This is a genomic window from Clostridium beijerinckii (genome assembly GCA_003129525.1).
GTDB classification, from domain to species: Bacteria; Bacillota; Clostridia; order Clostridiales; family Clostridiaceae; genus Clostridium; species Clostridium beijerinckii_D.
In genome coordinates this window covers 3,833,633-3,853,903 of the sequence record CP029329.1, presented here as the reverse complement: position 1 = coordinate 3,853,903, position 20,271 = coordinate 3,833,633, and the positions used below count along the sequence as shown (strand labels likewise).

17 protein-coding genes are annotated in these 20,271 nt (G+C 27.7%); 13 read left to right on the top strand and 4 right to left on the bottom strand.

Annotated features, from left to right (window positions below; all coding sequences use genetic code 11):
- The first annotated feature begins 43 nt into the window (after positions 1 to 43).
- The 3 genes from DIC82_17355 (at position 44) to DIC82_17345 (ending at position 1,430) form a co-directional block, all read left to right on the top strand.
- On the top strand, positions 44 to 484 hold the full coding sequence (locus DIC82_17355; protein AWK52654.1) for a hypothetical protein: 441 nt from the start codon (positions 44 to 46) through the stop codon (positions 482 to 484).
- 31 nt (positions 485 to 515) lie between these two features.
- The gene (locus DIC82_17350; GenBank protein AWK52653.1) at positions 516 to 767 is read left to right on the top strand and encodes a hypothetical protein; all 252 of its coding nucleotides are present in this window, start codon (positions 516 to 518) and stop codon (positions 765 to 767) included.
- 114 nt (positions 768 to 881) lie between these two features.
- Positions 882 to 1,430 (top strand): hypothetical protein, encoded by a 549-nt coding sequence (locus DIC82_17345; protein AWK52652.1) that lies wholly within the window; start codon positions 882 to 884, stop codon positions 1,428 to 1,430.
- A gap of 396 nt (positions 1,431 to 1,826) precedes the next feature.
- On the opposite strand, the gene DIC82_17340 is transcribed toward DIC82_17345, so the two are convergent.
- On the bottom strand, positions 1,827 to 2,753 hold the full coding sequence (locus DIC82_17340; protein AWK52651.1) for a hypothetical protein: 927 nt from the start codon (positions 2,751 to 2,753) through the stop codon (positions 1,827 to 1,829).
- Positions 2,754 to 2,878: 125 nt separating this feature from the next.
- Positions 2,879 to 3,286: a transcriptional repressor gene (locus tag DIC82_17335; GenBank protein AWK52650.1), complete on the bottom strand. Its 408-nt coding sequence runs from the start codon at positions 3,284 to 3,286 to the stop codon at positions 2,879 to 2,881.
- A 340-nt stretch (positions 3,287 to 3,626) separates the two neighbouring features.
- Here DIC82_17335 and DIC82_17330 point away from each other — a divergent pair, with 340 nt between their 5' ends.
- From DIC82_17330 to DIC82_17320, 3 genes are all read left to right on the top strand, one after another.
- Positions 3,627 to 3,944, top strand: coding sequence for a hypothetical protein (locus DIC82_17330; protein ID AWK52649.1), 318 nt, complete (start codon positions 3,627 to 3,629; stop codon positions 3,942 to 3,944).
- A 217-nt stretch (positions 3,945 to 4,161) separates the two neighbouring features.
- Positions 4,162 to 4,479, top strand: a complete 318-nt coding sequence (locus DIC82_17325) for a hypothetical protein (protein ID AWK52648.1) — start codon at positions 4,162 to 4,164, stop codon at positions 4,477 to 4,479.
- 364 nt (positions 4,480 to 4,843) lie between these two features.
- Positions 4,844 to 5,071: a hypothetical protein gene (locus DIC82_17320; protein ID AWK52647.1), complete on the top strand. Its 228-nt coding sequence runs from the start codon at positions 4,844 to 4,846 to the stop codon at positions 5,069 to 5,071.
- A gap of 75 nt (positions 5,072 to 5,146) precedes the next feature.
- Here DIC82_17320 and DIC82_17315 read toward each other — a convergent pair whose 3' ends face one another.
- Positions 5,147 to 6,631, bottom strand: coding sequence for a nicotinate phosphoribosyltransferase (locus DIC82_17315; GenBank protein ID AWK52646.1), 1,485 nt, complete (start codon positions 6,629 to 6,631; stop codon positions 5,147 to 5,149).
- Positions 6,632 to 7,149: 518 nt separating this feature from the next.
- Between DIC82_17315 and DIC82_17310 the strand changes: the two genes are divergently transcribed.
- The 3 genes from DIC82_17310 to DIC82_17300 all read left to right on the top strand — a co-directional run bounded on the left by DIC82_17310 (position 7,150) and on the right by DIC82_17300 (position 12,746).
- Complete coding sequence (locus DIC82_17310) at positions 7,150 to 9,153, top strand: ATP-dependent helicase (GenBank protein AWK52645.1); 2,004 nt, start codon at positions 7,150 to 7,152, stop codon at positions 9,151 to 9,153.
- 288 nt (positions 9,154 to 9,441) lie between these two features.
- Positions 9,442 to 10,428, top strand: a complete 987-nt coding sequence (locus DIC82_17305; GenBank protein ID AWK52644.1) for a hypothetical protein — start codon at positions 9,442 to 9,444, stop codon at positions 10,426 to 10,428.
- 200 nt (positions 10,429 to 10,628) lie between these two features.
- The gene (locus DIC82_17300) at positions 10,629 to 12,746 is read left to right on the top strand and encodes a hypothetical protein (protein ID AWK52643.1); all 2,118 of its coding nucleotides are present in this window, start codon (positions 10,629 to 10,631) and stop codon (positions 12,744 to 12,746) included.
- A 149-nt stretch (positions 12,747 to 12,895) separates the two neighbouring features.
- Here the strand turns inward: DIC82_17300 and DIC82_17295 are convergent, their stop codons facing one another.
- Entirely contained in the window at positions 12,896 to 13,525 is a 630-nt protein-coding gene (locus DIC82_17295) for a hypothetical protein (protein ID AWK52642.1), read from the bottom strand.
- A 468-nt stretch (positions 13,526 to 13,993) separates the two neighbouring features.
- Here DIC82_17295 and DIC82_17290 point away from each other — a divergent pair, with 468 nt between their 5' ends.
- The 4 genes from DIC82_17290 to DIC82_17275 all read left to right on the top strand — a co-directional run bounded on the left by DIC82_17290 (position 13,994) and on the right by DIC82_17275 (position 20,185).
- Entirely contained in the window at positions 13,994 to 16,102 is a 2,109-nt protein-coding gene (locus tag DIC82_17290; protein ID AWK52641.1) for a cell division protein FtsA, read from the top strand.
- A 107-nt stretch (positions 16,103 to 16,209) separates the two neighbouring features.
- Positions 16,210 to 17,391: an amidohydrolase gene (locus DIC82_17285; protein ID AWK52640.1), complete on the top strand. Its 1,182-nt coding sequence runs from the start codon at positions 16,210 to 16,212 to the stop codon at positions 17,389 to 17,391.
- 190 nt (positions 17,392 to 17,581) lie between these two features.
- A complete protein-coding gene (locus DIC82_17280; protein ID AWK52639.1) occupies positions 17,582 to 18,556 on the top strand; it encodes an RluA family pseudouridine synthase in 975 nt (324 codons plus the stop codon).
- 9 nt (positions 18,557 to 18,565) lie between these two features.
- Positions 18,566 to 20,185 (top strand): polysaccharide biosynthesis protein, encoded by a 1,620-nt coding sequence (locus DIC82_17275; GenBank protein ID AWK52638.1) that lies wholly within the window; start codon positions 18,566 to 18,568, stop codon positions 20,183 to 20,185.
- Positions 20,186 to 20,271: the final 86 nt, after the last annotated feature.

Here is a 20,271-nt window from a genome sequence, read left to right as displayed (position 1 = left end):
TATAATATAAAAAAGAAAAAAATATTTCCAAGGAGGAATAAATATGGAGATGAATGATATCCTAAATGGTTTAAATTCATGCGATGACGATTGCTCTAATTCAATGTCTAACAGTTGTGATTGCGGGTCAAACTTCGGAGGACAAGGAAATGGATGTTTTCCAGGTGGTTTTGGCCAAGGAGCTGCTGGCGGATGTGGATTTGGAAGCTGGATTTGGATCTTATTAATATTGTTTTATTGTGGTTGTGGAAAAGGTAACTATGGAAGAGGCGGATATGATAACTGCTGTTGTGAAAAAAAACATGATTGTTGCTGTAAAAAAGAAAGTCATGGTGGTGGGGGATTAGGTAACTGTTCATCATACTTGTTCTTATTAGTAATATTATTCCTTTGCAATAGTGGTGGAAAATCCAACTTTGGTGGAGGATGTGGTTTAGGTGGATTCGGAGGCGGATCACCAATTGGTTGTGGAATTGGTTGTTAGTATCCAGAATTTTTAGGAAGGAGAGATAAATATGTCTAAGAAGAATAAATGTTGTTGTGAAAAGAAACATGATGAGTGCTGTTGTTACGATTCAATGTCTAGTGGTTCTGGACTATTCGGAGGTGGTGGATGTACACCAATCTTATTTCTGCTAATAGCATGTGGATCAGGATTATTAAATTGTAATAAATCATATTTAATTATTTTACTATTCTTATTATGTGGTGGAAGTTTTTCTAAATTTTTAGGTTCTGGAAACGAAGGATCTAATTGTTGCTGTTAGAATAGTTGATAGAGGGCTTTATAAGCCCTCTAAAAAAATGCTTAAAAATATAAACATTTTTATATATAAATACATATATTAAAATGAGGCAATTATAATTGAGAGGATTAAAAAATGGCTAAGCATAAACATAGGGAACAAAATCCAATAATAAATGATAGCAATACTACTAATAATAGTAATACTAATAATAAAAATATCCCTTTTGGCATAGATCCCATGCAATTAATGGGATTACTAGGTGGAAATTTTGATATGAGTAATATGGGCAATATGTTATCCTCAATGAATACCGATGGATTCAATTTTGGAAATCTAGGGTCATTAGCTCAAATGATGGGTTTGAATTTAGATAATAATTTTCCACAAGGAAATATGAATAGTACAAATAACGATATTAATAAAAATATGTATTCAAATGCTAGTCGAAATATGAAATCAAATCCTAGTAACAATACTAGCTCAAAAAATACTGTAAGTTCAAATGTTGATAAAAATAATAAAAAGAGTACTAATAATAAAAATGTTAATGTTAATGTTAATGATAATGATGAAAATTTAGACTTTTTAATGGCATTAAGGAGCTATGCTCATCCTGATAGAATACAGTTTATAGATAAAATTATAGAAGCGTATAAAAGTGGAGAATTTACAGATATTTAAAACAAATAATATGAAAGAAAATAATAAGTCAAAACGTGAAGGATATTATATTTTAAGACCAAATAAATTAGCACCCTGACTTATTATTTTTTGAATATGTTAAAATCCTAAATTAATTTTGAAAGTATGTATACAAAAAGAAAACATGTCAATAATATTAATGTAATAGAGAAAATATTCTTTTACAACCTTAATGAATTAATAAGTGAAACTTGATCCCCATCTGAATATTAGTTGAACTTATATCCATAATGGGTACATTGTCCAGGAACTTAGTACCAATATACCAACCTAAAAGGGCTGGCATATTAGTAGCAGTTAGTTAGCGGATAAATGTTTACTTCATTAAGTAACCCCTCATCCCCCTTTAGGCCGCATTATGCGGTCTTTAAAATTTTATTTGATTTTTTGTATGTTATTAATTTTATAAGAAGAATCATCTTTTTGTAAATCTATTAGTAATAGTAATTCAGTTTTATCATTTTCCCCACCTTTAATACTACTTTTTTCGAAAGATAATCTCCATCGTATTAATGAAGGATCTCCCGAATCAGTCCATTTATAATCATAAAAAAAAGCATTTTGAAAGGAATAAGAATAATTTTCTTTATCTAAATTCCAAAGTAAAGATAAACTATCTTTATCAATTGAAGAAGTAAAAATATCGGGAATATCATCAAGTACATAAGGAAGTTGAATTATGTCTATAAATTGTGTCACAGAATCCAATGATGGAAGAGTTGAAATTTCTTTGCTAGTATCTAAAGTTGCATCATTAATAAGCATAAAACTATTTAATGAAGTAAGTCCTTCAGATGAGGATATTGAATAACATTTAGGAGTCCTAGAATTTTTACTGTCTAGTATACCAAAAATATTGTTATTATTTGAAAAAATTAAATTGAAATTTTTTTTATTCCAATGAAATACATAGGAAATACATTTATTATTTTTTGAACCTTGAATTATAATTTCAGGTATGTTATCCCTAGAAATATCACTAAGAAGAACTCTTGGTTCCCAATGGTTATTAGGGGTAAAAAGGAGTTTATCATCGACTTGATTAGAAAGATAGAAATTATCATCAAAGCAATTTATAATAAAGTCAATTTTATTTTGAGAATTTAATATTTGTAGAGTATCTTTTTTACCATCACCTGTTAAGTCAAATTGTTTATTCTCAGAAATGTTTATTGGAGATATAGTTTGAACATATTTAAATTTATTGGAAACAAAATAAAGGAGAGTTGCAATTAAAAAAAGTAATAATATACTGAATAGTATATTTACTAAAAGTTTTTTATTTATTATTAAGATCTTCATTATGTATCACCTCAATAAATTATATGTTAATAGTTATGTGCATATTAATCATCTAGAGGTAATAAAATAAAAAAACTATAATTTTAAATAAACATGTATTTAAAATTATAGTCAAAAGATAATTTTTATTGACAATCGGTGCAATAACCATAAAAATAAACTTTATTAGAGATGATTTTATAATCAGTATGCTCCTCGGCTAAAGAATTGAGATTGTCAAGAGATAAATCTCTAAAATCATTAACTTTGCCACAACCTAGACATTGTAAATGAGGATGTGAAGAAGAATTTCCATCGTATCTAAAATTACCTTCACCAACGTTTATTTCCTGAATTAAGCCAACATCAACTAATGTTTTTAGAGCTTTGTAAACTGTAGCTAAGCTCATAGTTGGATACTGGACATGAATATCTGTATATATAATATCAGCTGAAGGATGAGAAGTTGTATTAATTAGATAATTATATACGGCAAGTCTTTGAGGAGTTAATTTTAGCTTTTTTTCTTTGAAAATAGAAGCTATATAATCCATTTTAAATACCTCACTTATAATAGTTTTATGTAGAAATTATAGCATAGATATAAATAAATAGTCAATGAATTAATTAATATTATTTAGAAATAATGATTATTAATTCAATTTATTAGAAAGTTTGAATAATCTGAATAATTTGAATAAAAAGCATTGAATAGTAAGGGAAAGTCTGTTAAAATATAAACAAGGACAGTGTGTTAATTAATTAACATAGTGACTGATCATAGCATGGTGTGAATAGTTACAATAAAAAAAATATTGAATTTTATTTTAAGTTTTAAATTATATAACTTGGAGTAAAAATAGAAGCATATAAATAACAAGGAGGCGTATTTTGGTGGGGAAATATAAAGTTGGAGATGAACTTATAGTAGTAAATGATCCGAATGAGGATGTTACTAAACTAAAAGAACTAACTAAATTAACAGTTGAGGGGGATTTTGCTCAAATAACTTTGGGAATAAAGATATTGGATGTTGAATACAATAAGCCCAATGTAACTTTAACTAATAAAAATGTTAAAGGTGAAAAAAATAAAGTTTTTTCTGAATGTAAGGATATAGAAAATTTTGATAAAGAAAAAGTTTTGGAAAAAGCATTACTCAGAGCGTTCCAAAATGAGCTTATAAATATTTCTGTTTTTAAAAATCAATAAAGATTTTAAGAAATAGTAAATTATAAAGATTATTAGTTCAATTCATAATTAAAAGATATTGTATTTTAATAAAAAATCTGTTAAAATATAAATAAAGTACGAATGTTAAATTATTAACATTCATTAGAGATTATATAAATATAGAGTAATCTTATTACAGAGTGTAAATAATATAACCGATGGTATAAATATATAAATAATAAGGAGGCGTATTTTTATGTGCAAATATAAAGTTGGAGATGAATTAATAGTAATAAAGGATCCAAGCAAAGATAATACTAAATTAAAGGAATTAACAAAATTAACAGTTGATGGTGATTTCGCTCAAATATCATGGGGAATAAAGATATTAGAAGTAGAATATGATAAGCCAAATGTAACTTTGACGTATAAAAGTGCTAGAGGTGAAAAAAATAAAGTCTTCGCAGAATGTAAGGATATAGAAAATTTTGATAAAGAGAAAGTTTTGGAAAAAGCATTACTTAGAGCTTTCCAAAATGAGCTTATAAACATTTCTGTTTTTAAGAATAATTAGAACATTTAAGGATAATATTTTAAGGAAGAGCACTCTATAAAATGAGGAGCTCTTTTATTTTTTTAATTATGCAATTATTATTGTAAAATCTTTACTTTTCACATTATATGTAATATAATGGAATTGTAAATTGTGAGGTTTATCTCATCGCTTGCATACGCAATTATTCTACTTTTTTTTAGAGGCAGATAACGGTTGCATAACGTGGAGGGGATACTCTATCTAGGTCACATTGTTACCCTTGGGGGTATAAGTTTGTCTAAGTTTCAGATACAGAAAATTATACGTCACTATTAACAGATTTTATTTGAAGCTAAGAATCACTTCATGAATTATGAGAGATAAGAAAAGGATGGCGGGGTTTATGGGTAGGTGTCCATTTTGGTCAACAGCAATAGAAACATTTGAATGCTATAGGGAATGTCCTATATTAGTAGGTGAATCATCAGAAGGGCAAGATGGTGAAAAGTGCATTTTTCAGGAGTGCACAGAATCAAGTAGTTTGAATTTTAAAGATAGTATAAAAGAAGATTATAATTTTCTGAATTTATCCATGTATGAAGATGAGAAAATTATAAATATTAACTACTAAATACAAATAAATAGAGATTATAATATCTTATTTAAGATATTATAATCTCTATTTATTTTGGATTCTCACTTACACTTAATCTTGTGATTCATATGAAGCTGTATATTTATGAAGTAAAGAGTGTTTTAAAGCCCATAGGTTTTGTGATAAATCAACATAATAAGTATGAGGATTTTCAAACCTGAGTACTTCAGCCCAAAGTTTATCAGCTTCAATTTTAGCGAATTGTTTGATATCTAAAACACTAGGTGATTCATATATACACTTCCCACTTTTGAATATTTGTACTTGAAGATCTTTAGTATAATAATTTTTGATTTTTTTTCGCTTCCAAGTATGAATAGGATTAAATAAGACTAAAGGCTCAGTTTCATTAATCTTTTCATCTCTTAAGGTAATTAAATCAGCTAATGCTTTATGGGAATTTTTATCAAAGATTCTTATTATTTTTTTAAAACCAGGATTAGTTATTTTTTCTTCATTTTCACTTATTTTAATTTTAGGAATTATCTCATTATTATTTTCTAATGCAACTAATTTATAAACACCACCAAAAACGGGTTCAGATTTTGCTGTTATAAGTCTTTCTCCAACGCCAAAAGAGTCAATACTTGCACCTTGATCTAAAACATCTTTTATAATATGTTCATCAAGAGAGTTGGAAATAACTATTTTACAATCCTCGTAGCCAGCCTTATCTAACATTTCTCTGCATCTGCCTGTTAAATAAGTAATATCACCAGAATCTATTCTGATACCTTTAGGTCTTTTACCAAGTGGTTTTAAAATTTCATCAAACACTTTTATTGCATTTGGAATCCCTGACTTTACAACATTATAAGTATCAATTAACAATACACAGTCATCTGGATAGATTTCAGCCCAAGCTTTAAAAGAATCATATTCAGTATCATATAATTGAACCCAGCTATGTGCCATGGTACCTACAGCAGGGATATTAAACATTCTATCCGATAGAGTACAAGCTGTTGAACTACAACCGCCAATAATAGCAGCTCTGGCACCGTAAATTGCACCATCATATCCTTGAGCACGTCTTGAACCGAATTCCATTACAGGACGACCTTCAGCAGCTCTACAGATTCTATTGGCTTTTGTAGCAATTAAAGTTTGATGATTTATAGTTAAAAGAATCATTGTTTCAAGAAATTGTGCTTGAATTACAGGTCCACGAACTGTTACAAGTGGTTCATTTGGGAATACTGGATTTCCTTCAGGAACTGCCCAAACGTCACAACTAAATTTAAAGTTCTTTAAATATTCAAGAAATTCTTCAGAAAAAGTATTTTTATCTCTTAAATAAGTGATATCATCATCTGTAAATTTTAAAGACTTTAAGTATTCTATTAACTGCTCAACACCAGCCATTATACAATAGCCACCTTCATCAGGAATTCTTCTGAAAAACATGTCAAAATAAGCTATTTTGTCTTGAAGTCCTTTATCAAAATAACCATTGCCCATAGTTAATTCATAAAAATCAACTAACATTGTTAAGTTTCTTTCATCTTTTACATTGAAACTAGATTTATTATTCATAATAATCTCCTTTGAATAAAATATATAAAATAATTTCTCTTTAATAATAGTTGTATAATTTTATTATAAATAAAAATATATAAAACTATTGTACAACTATAATTCTTTGATTACAATATAGTTGATTATAACTTAAAGTTTGACATCTATTGAAGTTTTCAAAATAAAAATAACAATATTCAAAATTTTAAGTTGAATTTAAAGAATTATCACATAGGAAAAACGCATAAAGCATAACCAAAACATGAAAAAATTGAGAATTTTGGAGTTCAGAGTTTTATTTAGAAATAATAATTATGGGCAGAATTTAAAGTGAATATAGATAATCTAGATATGAATAAGAAATAAAGTATATTCAAGAAAATTTAAATTTAACATAATTAAAATTAATATAAGGCATATGAAAGAAAATAACAAGTTAAAGATGCTATGTATATTTTGCATCACACAAAATATAATAAGATGCTGGTTTGTTATTTTTAAACGTTCCTAAGTGAAAAGAAAGAAGGATTTAAATAGTGGGGTACAACCTTGACAAATATCAGATGAGTGCAGTACAAGCAGAAGAAAAAAATGCTTTGATAGTTGCAGCACCAGGCTCAGGTAAGACAACAGTTATAATAAACAAAGTTAATCACCTAGTAGAAAATAAAAAAGTTTCTAATGGGAATATAATAGTAATAACTTTTACAAAGGCTGCAGCTCAAAATATGAAAAAGAGATATCAAGATGCTTTTAATAAAAATACATCTCCATTTTTTGGAACATTTCATGGATTATTTTATAAGATGCTTTTAAGGTGTGGGGAAAGCATAGATATAATAGAAGGTGGTATTGCTCATAAAATAGTTAGCAATGTTTTAAGCAAATATTTTGATGAGGTTAATGAAGATAAAATAAAAGAGGCAATAAATAATATTTCTTTATATAAAACCTCTAGAGCTTCATTAAATGAATTCGAACCAACTCTTACAAAAGAAATTTTTGAGGAAGCTTTAGAAAAGTATGAAGGATATAAAAAAGAACATAATAAACGAGATTTTGATGACTTAGCGATAGAAGTATTGGAATTACTTAAAAAAGATGAAGATATGCTTTTAGCATATAGGAAATTATTTAAATATGTATTAGTAGATGAATTTCAAGATTGTGATGAAATGCAAATTGACTTTTTAAAGTTAATAAATGATGGAGAAAATAATAACCTTTTTGCAGTTGGAGATGAGGATCAGTGCATTTATTCTTTTAGAGGCTCAAAGCCTGAATATATGGTTAGTTTTGATAAGATATTTAAAAATGGTAAAAAATATTACTTATCAATTAATTATAGAAGCAAAATGAATATAGTTGATAAATCAAAAGATGTAATAAGCTTCAATAAAAAAAGAAACAATAAAGAGATAAAGTGGAATAAAGATAGTTATGGAATCATTAAATGGTTTAGTCCTTATAATGAAAAAATGCAGGCTGAAAGCTTAACAGATATAATTATAGAAAATAAAAAGTTGGGTATTTCTTATGAAGACAATGCAGTATTATATAGAACAAATATGGAGTCTATGACAATGATAGACGTTTTAACAAAAAGAAAGATTCCATTTACATTACTAGATAGAGAATATAATTTCTTTGAACATTTTATATGTAGAGATTTAATTGCATATTTAAAATTATCAATTAATCAATTTGATACAAATAGTTTTTTGCAAATAATAAATAAACCTTTTAGATATATAAGTAAAAGTAACATTGCTTATATAAAAAATTATGTAAAAGAAGAAAATCCATTTACAATATTAATTGATAAACAAGACACACCACCTTTCCAAAAGAAAAAACTTGATGACTTAAGGAAAGATATACACTACTTAAACAGAGTGTCATTATCATCTGCAATTGCATATATAGTTATGGATTTAGGCTATATAGATCACTTAAAAGGATATGCTCAAAAATTCAATCAAAGTAGCGATGACTTAGAAGACATAATAGAAGAATTTAAATTATCAGCAGAAAGCTTTAAAACTATTTTTGAATTTTTGCAACATATTGAAGAAATAAAACAAACTATAGAAGAGAGTAAGAAAAAAACAAAAAGAGAAGGGGTTATCTTAAGTACTATACATGGAGTAAAAGGCATGGAGTTTAGAAATGTATATGTTATTAATTGCTGTGAGGAAACAATCCCTCATGCATCTAGTATGAAAGAAAACTTAGAAGAGGAAAGAAGATTATTTTATGTTGGTATAACAAGAGCAATAGATGAGCTTTATTTATTTTCTCCAAGAAATAGAAAAGGGCAATTTAAGGATGTTTCAAGATTCATAGTTGAGGGGAAACTAAATGATATGCCTGTGGAGACCTATGGCTATGAAGTGGGTAATAAGATAGCTCATAAGGCTTATGGTATTGGAGAAGTAGAAGAACTCAATGATGATAAATTAACAATAAGTTTTGATAATACTCTAAGGAGTTTTTCTTTGAAGGTATTGATTGATAATAATTTGATACAGAAGATATAATTACCAATACATATATGGTAATATTCTTGCGAATATAAATTTGTTTCATACCTTGTTTAGTTAAAATTTAGTATAAGTAGTGGAATGATTTTATTGCAAAATGAAAATGACTATAAAACTTTCAAAGTTGTGAATGCTGTTAGATAAAATGTATATATTTATTATTTAGTTTGTCAGATTTTTAATAGAATTACGAAATGTATTATATGAGGTAAATTTAGGAATTAAAATAATAAATTTACACATTATGAACAAATAGTATTAAAAAGCTAGTATGTATTATGGATAATGTTGTTAAAAATATTTGACTATATTTATGTATATAACATATTAAAATTAGAGGAGGAGACTAGATATATGAATAAAAATGTTAAACGTACAATTGCTATGGCACTCACAATAGGAGCATTTTCAGTAGTAGGTCAAACAAACTATAATATATTTACAACAGAGGCTCATGCTTCAACATTAGATGCCAATGAATTAACAGACTTAGAATTAGCTACTTCGAGTGGACGTAATTTAGATCTTTATGAAGATAATGATTATGACCATGAATTATCAGGTGATTTAGAAGTCAACAGAACATATTATACCAATACTTCATCAAGTAACGTAGTAATAAAGGGTATACATGGAGCTGATGAAGATAATATAAGAATATTTAAAGAAAATTCTAATACTGTATATAAGGTGAATGATGATATTACTATTTCATCAGAAACAACAACTACATTTAAAGTAAGAGTATATAAAGATGAATATGATGAGAATAAAGTCTATTCTAGCTCTGATTATAATCAATATACAATTAAAGTAGAAAATACTGAAGATGACGATAATACAAAAACATACAATTTAAAGATTGTTAGAACAGATGCAACACAAGAAAAAGGTAATTTTGATGGAAACAATGGTCTTCATAACGGTTGGAGAGATAAAAATAGTACTGGAAATAATGGATTTCATAAAGGATGGAAAAATGAAAATGGAGCATGGCACTATTTAGATAACGATGGAAATATGAAAAAAGGTTGGTTGAAAGATACGGATAAAAACTGGTATTATTTAGATGATTATGGGAAAATGAAAACAGGTTGGTATAGAGATACAGATCAAAACTGGTATTACTTAGATAACAATGGAAAAATGAAAATAAGTTGGATTAAAGATGCAGATGGAAATTGGTATTACCTACAATCATCAGGAAAGATGGCTAAAAATACTACAATAGATGGTTATAAGCTGGATGTAAATGGTGCTTGGGTGAAATAGTAATATAATAAGTGACGGTAGATAGTTTTGTGTAAACGCTAAAACTATTTACTGTCCCTTTAAAGTGCAAAGTCTAGTTAATTGAAGGAGAGTTATGTATGACAAAAACAGTAAACATTTCAAAGTAGTTTTTGTTAAGTGTAGACAATAATTTCTAGTAACTCCAAATAAAACTCACTAGCTTTTAGGAGGAATTATAAATGTACAACTTTGTAGAACAAATATACTCAAATGAGGAAAAGTGCGTAGGCTGTAATAAATGCCTTACTAATTGTCCAGTTACTGGTGCTAACATTGTTTATCTTGTTGATGGAAATAATAAAATAAAAATAAATACTGAAAAATGCATTCATTGTGGAAAATGTATTAAAGTTTGTGATCATAATGCTAGAGACTTCAAAGATGATACAGAAAGATTTTTTCAAGATCTATGCAATGGAAAGAAAATATCAATAATTGCTGCGCCATCTCTTATAGTAAACTTTGATGAATATAAAAAATTATTAGGTTACTTAAAAAATCTAGGGGTAAACCTTATTTATGATGTATCCTTTGGTGCTGATATAACTGTTTGGGCATATTTAAGAACAATGAAAAAAGATAATTTGAATACCATGATAGCACAACCATGTCCTCCAATAGTTAATTACATACAAAAATATCAACCAGAGTTAATTGATAAACTTGCACCTGTACATAGTCCAATGATGTGTACAGCTATTTATATGAAAAAATATGCCAATATACATGATGATATTGCATTTTTATCTCCCTGTGTGGCAAAAGCTGATGAAATTAATGATATAAATACGTATGGTTATGTAAAATACAATGTAACCTTTAAAAAACTTACAGAATATTTGGAAGCTAAGCACATAGATTTATCTCAATATGAGGAAGGTAAATTTGATGATATAGGATGTAGTTTAGGGTTTCTTTTCAGCAGACCAGGAGGACTTAAGGAAAATATTGAGCTACATATAAAAGATGCTTGGATAAGACAAATAAACGGTCCACACAATGCGTATAAATACCTTGAAGACTATAATAACAATTTAAAAAGCAACAAACAAATACCATTAGTTGTAGATATTCTTAATTGTTCTTACGGTTGTAATTTTGGTACAGGCACCTGTAATAAGTATGAAAATTCTACTACTATAGATGAAGTTGATTATAAATTCGATAAGCTAAAGAAGATAAAAAAAACAGACAAAGGCGGAAAGTTAATTCGGAAGAAATTTAATTGGTTACATAATTATTTCGATAAAAATTTAAAACTTCAAGATTTTAAAAGATTATATAACAAAAATATTATTGTTGATGATATAATTGAACCTTCTGATAAACAATATGATGAAATATTCATTAAAATGAACAAGCTAAGTGAAGAGTCGAGAAATATTAACTGTTCAGCATGCGGCTACGGTTCTTGTAAAACTATGGCTAAATGTATTTATAACGGATTGAATGTATGGTCTAACTGCATTGATTATAATAAGAAAGAAGTAATTAATGAACATCATTTATTAGAAGAAAGAAATGAATTCTTTACAAATATATCTCATGAGTTAAGAACTCCATTAAATGTTATTTATTCTGTTTTGCAAATGGAAATGAAATATTATGACAATTTAACCATAGATGATATTATAAAGTATAATAAAATAATTAAACAAAACTGCTTGAGATTAATAAGATTAGTCAACAATATTATTGATTTATCCAAAATAGAAGCTGGTTTCTTTAAACCATTATTTGTAGTTGGAAATATTATAAGTATAATTGAAAATATAACCTTGTCAATTACAACTTATGCGGAAAATAAGAAAATAAATTTAGTTTTTGATACAGAAATGGAAGAATTATATTTCAAATTTGATGCTAATTCAATAGAAAGAATAATGTTAAATCTGTTATCTAACTCAGTGAAGTATGGAAAAGAAAATGGTACTATTAAGGTTTATATCTATAAAACAGATCAAAATAACATGGTTGTTAGTGTAAAAGATGATGGAATAGGTATACCAGAAGAAATGCAGAAAAAAGTTTTTGAGAGATTCAAAAAAGTTGACACAAGTTTATCTAGAAAAAATGAAGGTAGTGGTATAGGTTTATCTATTGTAAAATCTCTTGTGGAAATTCAAGGGGGCACTATAACTTGTAGAAGTAAACTTAATGAGGGAACTGAATTTTTAGTAACATTTCCTTTTGATAGTGAAGACAACAAACTATCCTCGGACATAGGAAAACATATACTTTGTGAAAAAAATAGTACTGAAACAGTAGATATTGAATTCTCAGATATATACTTATAGTCAGTTTTAAACCCAAAATTTAAATGTGAAAATAAAGATAGTAGATAGTTTTTTATATAAACATATCTGCTATCTTTTTATTATATATAGATGCTTTAGAGACATAAAGAATAGAAATAAACTATTATTATTAAATATTTTAGGTAAAATTAATTACTTTTTATAAATATAAATAAATCATATTTTTTTGAAAGTATTAAGTAAAAAACTACTGAAATTCCACAAGTTAATAGAACTAAAAATAGGCTATTAGGAAAGGATAAGGTTGTAGTTAATAAATCAAATTTGATTTTTAAGAAAGACATTAACACAAACGGGATTAGTACAATCCCCAAAATCAAAAGGGATCGTATTTTAGAAGTAACACTTTTTTTAAATCTTAAAATTGTATTTGAAATAAAATATCCTATGAAGATTAATAGACAAGTTATTAATGTACTTTTTAATACTCCTTTTTCAAATATTACATCTAGTAAAGTAAAAAAGAAAACGAGTAATGAAAAAGTAAATATTCCTTCAATAATTTGTTGCATAATTGAAATAGATTTATTATATTCATTTATTAAATCATCACAAAATTTATTCAAATCTTTATGACATTCTAGTTTTTTAACTGGAACTTTTTGATTTTGAGCTGTAATCATAATATCAAAAACTTGATTTTCTACTTTTCTTGAAAATAAAAGACCAAAATTATGCTGTATTAAACAAGCCTCTACGGCATGATAAGCATCTAAATACGTATTTTTTAATAAAGATGTATTAGATCTATTTTGCATATTATCCCACCTTTTTAATTTTTAGGCACATTTAAGAGAATAACAAATTAGTATGATAGTGCCTTAAATAATTTTTACAGATTTCACATAAGTGTTAGTAGTTAAATATATTAGTATAGCTAATTGCTCATTTATCATGACTATATTATTTTAGCAGAGGAAGGACAATAAGTAAATAAGTTAGAATTATCTCATATTTTGTTTTAATAGGTGAGATAATCCTTAAGATTACAAGTTTAACTAAATTTACATAGAATATAAAATTCTACTTGAATCTAGTTGAACCTTATAGAAAAAAGTGTAAACAAATCCTTTAGGTGATTGTATGAATTTAGTATATAATATATAATTTATAGTAGATTTAGGCATATAAAAAGATAACAAGAAGATATAATATCCCACTTGAAAAGGTGGGAGTGTTACGGATGCTAGCTATCGGATAAATAAAGCAATAAAGGTTGTGTTTATATGGAATTGAAAAGATTTAATCAAAAAGATATAATTTTTGCCTTAGATATAGGGACAAGATCAATTATAGGAACAGTAGGTATAATAAAGGATAAGAAGTTCCACGTAGTATGTGAGAAATACTTAGAACATGAAGAAAGAGCTATGATAGATGGTCAAATACATGATATTACGCTAGTTGCATCAGTTGTTCAAAAAGTTAAAGCTTATCTGGAAGAAGAACTTCAAATACAATTAAATGAAGTATCTATTGCAGCAGCAGGTAGATTTTTAAGAACGGTTGATATAAAAGCAGATATTGAACTTAATGAAGATGAAGAAGTGGATAAAGAAATTGTACGAAGTCTTGAATTAAGTGCTGTAAAAAAAGCAGAAGGAGAAATAGCTGCTACAACTGAAGGAAAATTATATTGTGTTGGTTATTCAGTAAAAAGTTTTTATTTAAATGGATTTTTAATATCTAATTTAATTGGACATAAGGGTCAAAATATTGGAGAAGAAGTTATTGCGACATTTTTACCGAGATCTGTAATTGACTCTCTTTATTCAGTGATGAATAAGGTTAATTTAAAAGTTGTAAATTTAACATTAGAACCAATAGCAGCAATGGAAGCTGCAATCCCAAGGAATTTAAGACTTTTAAATATTGCATTAGTAGATATTGGTGCGGGCACATCAGATATAGCAATAAGCTATAAAGAAAGCATTTCAGCTTATGGAATGGTTCCAATGGCAGGCGATGAAATTACAGAAGCTATTGTTCAAGAATATTTAGTTGAATTTAATACTGCTGAAAATATAAAAAAATCTATTGGAAAAGAAAAAGAAGTAACATATACTGATATTTTTGGTATTGAAAATACAATATTATCAGAAAATGTATTTAAATTAGTTAGTGTCATAGTTAATAAAGTATCGGAAGAAATTTCTAAGAAGATTTTAGAATTAAATGGTGACAAAGCTCCTAGTGCTGTGTTTTTAGTAGGTGGTGGAGCGCACACACCAGGTATTTTAGAAACAATTGCAGATAAGTTGAAATTGCAACCTCAAAGAATTGCCATTAAAGATAGACAAGCAGTTACAGAATGTGTTTCAGACAATGTATTGGGTTCAGCTGGAGTAACTGTTCTTGGAATAGCTTTAACTGCAATAAGAAGTTTAGGTAATGATTTTATTGATGTGATTTTAAATAATGACCCAATTAGTTTATTTAATTCTCATAAACATACTATAATGGATGTATTACTTCAAGCTGGAATAAATCCTTCATTATTAATAAGCAAAAATGGGAAAAGCGTTAGATTTAATTATAATGGATGTAAAAGAATTGTTTTTGGTGAATATGGAACTAATGCTAAAATTACAATTAATGGGCAAGAAGCAACTCTTGAAACAGAAGTAAAAGCAAGTGATAATATTACATTAGAATATGCACAGAATGGAAAAGATTCACAACCAAGATTATCACAGCATATTAAGAACATAAATTCAATTTCTATTTATTTAGATGGAAAAATTATAAATATCGATCCGGTAATATTTGTTAATGGGAAAAAAGGAGATTTAGATTATGTAATAAGCAATGGTGATGAAGTAAAAGTGTTTTTGCCTTGCAAAGTATGTGATTTTAAAAAATATATCTTAAAAGAGGATGTGAATTTACTTAAAGAGGAAAGCATCTTAGAAGACAATTATGAAATTTGCGAAGGAGATTATATTATAAAACAAATTAAAAATCCTAAAGAAAGTCAATTGTCAGAAGAGGTTAAAGATTTTGAAAATAATATAGATGATATAACAGAAGATAATAATGATGAAAATATAAAATTTGACTATATTAATAATCCAAATAAAACTGAAATGACAACTCAAAATGAAGTGGCAATTACTAAAGAAGGATTTTCTAGTATAACAGTAAATATAAATGGACAAAATACAACATTAAAGGGAAAATTACAATATATAATTGTAGATATATTTGATTATATAGATTTTGATTTAACAATAGCAAAAGGAATAATTAATTTAAATTTAAATGGAGAAAAATCATCATATACAGCAAACATAAAAGACGGAGATATAATAGAAGTTTTTTGGAGTGTTATTTAATATATATCTTTGGCTTGTTATTTTATTTAATATGTATGAGAATTAAGTTGGTAGTATGAAGTATTTGTTTTGAAAATAAAAAAATGAATTATGGAGGAACTAATAGAGTGATAGATTTTAAAAAAGAAGCTGAGGATATAAAAGATGAACTTATACAAATAAGAAGAGATTTACATGAACATCCTGAAATCGGATTTGAGGAAATTAGAACATCCAAAGTTATTAAAGATTTCTTAAAAGCTAATGAAATTCCGTATATTGAAGTAGCAAAAACAGGAGTATGTGGAATTATAAAAGGGACAAAAGAAGGAAATAATAAAACTATAGCTTTAAGAGGAGATATAGATGCACTTCCTATTAAAGATATGAAAACTTGTGATTTTAAGTCTAAGATTGAGGGTAAGATGCATGCTTGTGGTCATGATGCTCACACAACAATACTTATGGGTGCTGGAAAGATATTAAATGATAATAAAGACAAATTTTCAGGAACTGTAAAGTTATTATTTGAACCAGCAGAAGAAACTACAGGTGGAGCTCAGCATATGATAAGCGAAGAAATTCTAGAAAATCCAAGGGTTGATTGTATTCTTGGGCTTCATGTGGATGAAGAAACAGAATGTGGCACTATAAAAATAAAAAAGGGTGTGGTTAATGCTGCATCAAATCCATTCAGCATAAAAATAATAGGTCAAGGAGGTCATGGAGCATCACCTCATACAACTGTTGATCCTATAGTTATAGCAAGTCATATTGTAATAGCACTTCAAACAATAGTAAGCCGAGAAATAGCTCCGGTAAATCCAATTGTTATAACTGTTGGAACGCTTCATGCAGGAACAGCTCAAAATATTATTCCAGGAGAAGCTACCTTAAGTGGAATGATCAGAACAATGACTAAGGAAGATAGAATATTTGCTATAAAAAGATTAAATGAAATTGTAGATGGAATTGCAACTATGTCAAGGGCAAAGGCAGAAATAAATGTAGATGAAAGTTATCCTTGTCTTTATAATAATGATGAATTTGTAGATTTAATAACAGAGTCTGCAAGTGTAGTTATAGGTAAGGAAAATGTTTTAGAGCAAAGGGCACCTAAAATGGGAGTTGAAAGTTTTGCATACTTTGCAAATGAAAGGCCTTCAGCATTCTATTTCTTAGGATCAGGTAACAAAGAAAAGAAAACTACAGAACCTGCTCATAGCAATTTATTTAATATAGATGAAGATTGTCTACCAATTGGAGTTTCTATTCAAGCTTTGGCAGCATTCAACTATTTAACAAAGTAGTTTCAATTGACAATGTACAGTTTACAATGTACAATGAACAATTAGGGACCAAATCCTGTGGGATTTGAAACAATTAGAAAAATAAGAAATGCCTTGGCATTTAATATATAAAATGATTCGATTTCCAAAGGAAATTGTACCACAATTGTACATTGTCAATTGTGCATTGAAAAATTAGGAGTGATTATATTTGAAAATAGAAATAGGCCCAAATGAAGCAGGTCAGAGATTAGATAAATTCTTAAGAAAATTGTTAAAGGATGTACCTTTAAGTGCAATTTTTAAAGCTTTAAGAAAAAAAGATATAAGAGTCAATGGTGCAAAGCAAAATGAAAAGTACTTTTTGCAAGAAGGCGATATAGTAGAAATTAAATACATACAAAGTAAGAAAGAAGATAAAACAGAAAAGTTTATTAAAGTTGATCCGAAAGGAATCAAAATTGCATATGAAGATGAAAATATGTTAATACTTGAGAAATGGATAAATGTATTAGTTCATTCAGATAGCAATACTAGTAAAGAACCAACACTTACAGATTATGTTCTTTCATATTTGAATGCTAAAGGAGATTATGTGCCAGAAAATGAATTGACATTCACTCCAGCAGCATGTAATAGATTAGACAGAAATACATCTGGTTTAATTATCTTTGGAAAGAGTTTCGATGGATTAAAGTGCATAAACGAAGCTATTAGAGAAGATGAAATAAGAAAACATTATTATACTTTAGCAAAAGGTAAAGTAAGAGATGGTCTTTATGAAGGGTATATAGTAAAGAATCTTGAAACTAATATATCAACAGTACATGACACAGAAGTTAAGAATTCTAAAAGAATAGCAATGGAAATAAGTGTAGTAGAAACTAATGGTGCATATTCATTCTTAGATATTAATTTAATTACAGGAAGAAGTCATCAAATAAGAGCTCATTTGGCACATTTGGGAAATCCAATAATTGGGGACAATAAATATGGAGATAAGAAATTAAATTCATTTTTTGAAAATAAATATGGCTTAAACTATCAATATTTATATGCTTATAAATTAATTTTTAGAAATGTTAATGATAAGCTAAGTTATTTAAAGAATAAGACCATAGCAGTAGCAATACCTCCAATATTAAAAAAAATAAAACAAGATGTGTTTAAATTTTCAATTAGATAGGAGGTAATTATGGAAGAGCAATCAGCCAATAGTAGCAGTAATAGAGGCTTTTTAATTCTTTCGATAGCAGGTCTTTTAACTAAAGTAATATCAGTATTTTATATACCTCTACTCCAAAGGATAATAGGGCTTGATGGATATGGAATATATCAAAATTGTTATGAGGTATTTTTATTTGTATATGCAGTTACAAATTTAGGAACTCAGCCAGCCATTGCGAAAGTAGTTGCTGAACTTACAGCTATAGGAAAATCCAACGATGCTGTAAGAACTCTTAAAATAGCGAGAACTCTTTTAGCTTTAGTTGGAGCAATACTAACTATATTCTTAATGCTATTTGCCTTTCCTATTGGACGTGCAATTGGAAATCCTGCGGCATCTTATGGAATTTTAATGCTCGCACCAAGTATATTTGTAACATCCATTTTATCCTCTTATAGAGGATATTTTCAAGGTAAAAATAGTATGACGGCTATAGCAATATCTCAAGTACTAGAACAAGTTATAAATATTATAATTAGTTTAACTTGTGCATTTTTCTTAGTGAAAATAAGTATTGAATATGGTAGTGCTGGAGGGACTGTTGGTACTTCAATAGGCGCTTTTGTTGCGTGTCTTTACATGGTTTATATTTATGGAAAGAAAAGATTTGAAGAGGATTCTATAGAAGCTCAAGGCACAAATAAAAGGATAAGAACGAAGCACATAATTAAAAAACTAATAAAATATGGTCTACCAATTACTTTATGTTCAGGGCTTCAAAATTTTGGTAGTCTTGTAGATATGGTAAATGTAAATAGTAGGCTAGCAGTTGCAGGATTTAATTTGCAGGAGTCTCAAGTACTTTATGGAGTTCTTGGAAGATATAAAACATTATTATCAGTTCCGCTTATAATTGTAACTGCACTTGGGACAACCGTATTACCAGCAATAGTAACAGCTATGGCATTAAAAGATAAAAAAGAAATAAGAAGAAAAACAACTTTTGCATTTAGAATGATTTTTATAATAACAATACCAGCGGCAATAGGATTGTCTTCACTAGGAAGAGAAGTTTTTGAATTGTTATATGGAACGGATCAAGGCTTTGAATTAATGGTAATGGGATCGGTAGTACTAATTCTTATGGCAGTTGTACAAATACAAACTGTAATACTTCAAAGTATGAATAAACTTTATTTTGTTCTTGGAACGTTTAGCATAGGTATCGTTGCTAAGATAATTGCTAACTATATATTAGTAGGAATGCCAAGTATAAATATTTTAGGAGTAGTTGCAGGAAATTTTTTATGGTTTGCAATACCGATGTTTTTAAATCAAAGAGCACTAAAAAAGGTTCTTAGGGTAAAAATACATATGTTTAGAAATATAATTAAACCACTTACTGCATCAATAGTAATGGCAGGGGTAATATTTACCATAAAATCACCTGCATTAATGTTAATAACAATAACAAAAGCAGGTATTATGTTAAAAGGAATTACAACACTATTGATTATTGCAATAGGAGGATTTGTTTACTTATACATAATGCTATTGTTGGGTGGAATTAAAAAGAGTGATATTGATAGCATATCCCCAAGAATATTTAATTTACTACCTAGATTTATAAGAGTAAAACTTAAATAAGGCACATGAAAGAAAATAACAAGTCCCAAATATGCTAGCAGATGGACTTGTTATTTTTTTTGATTGTGCCTAATAAAAATAGAAGA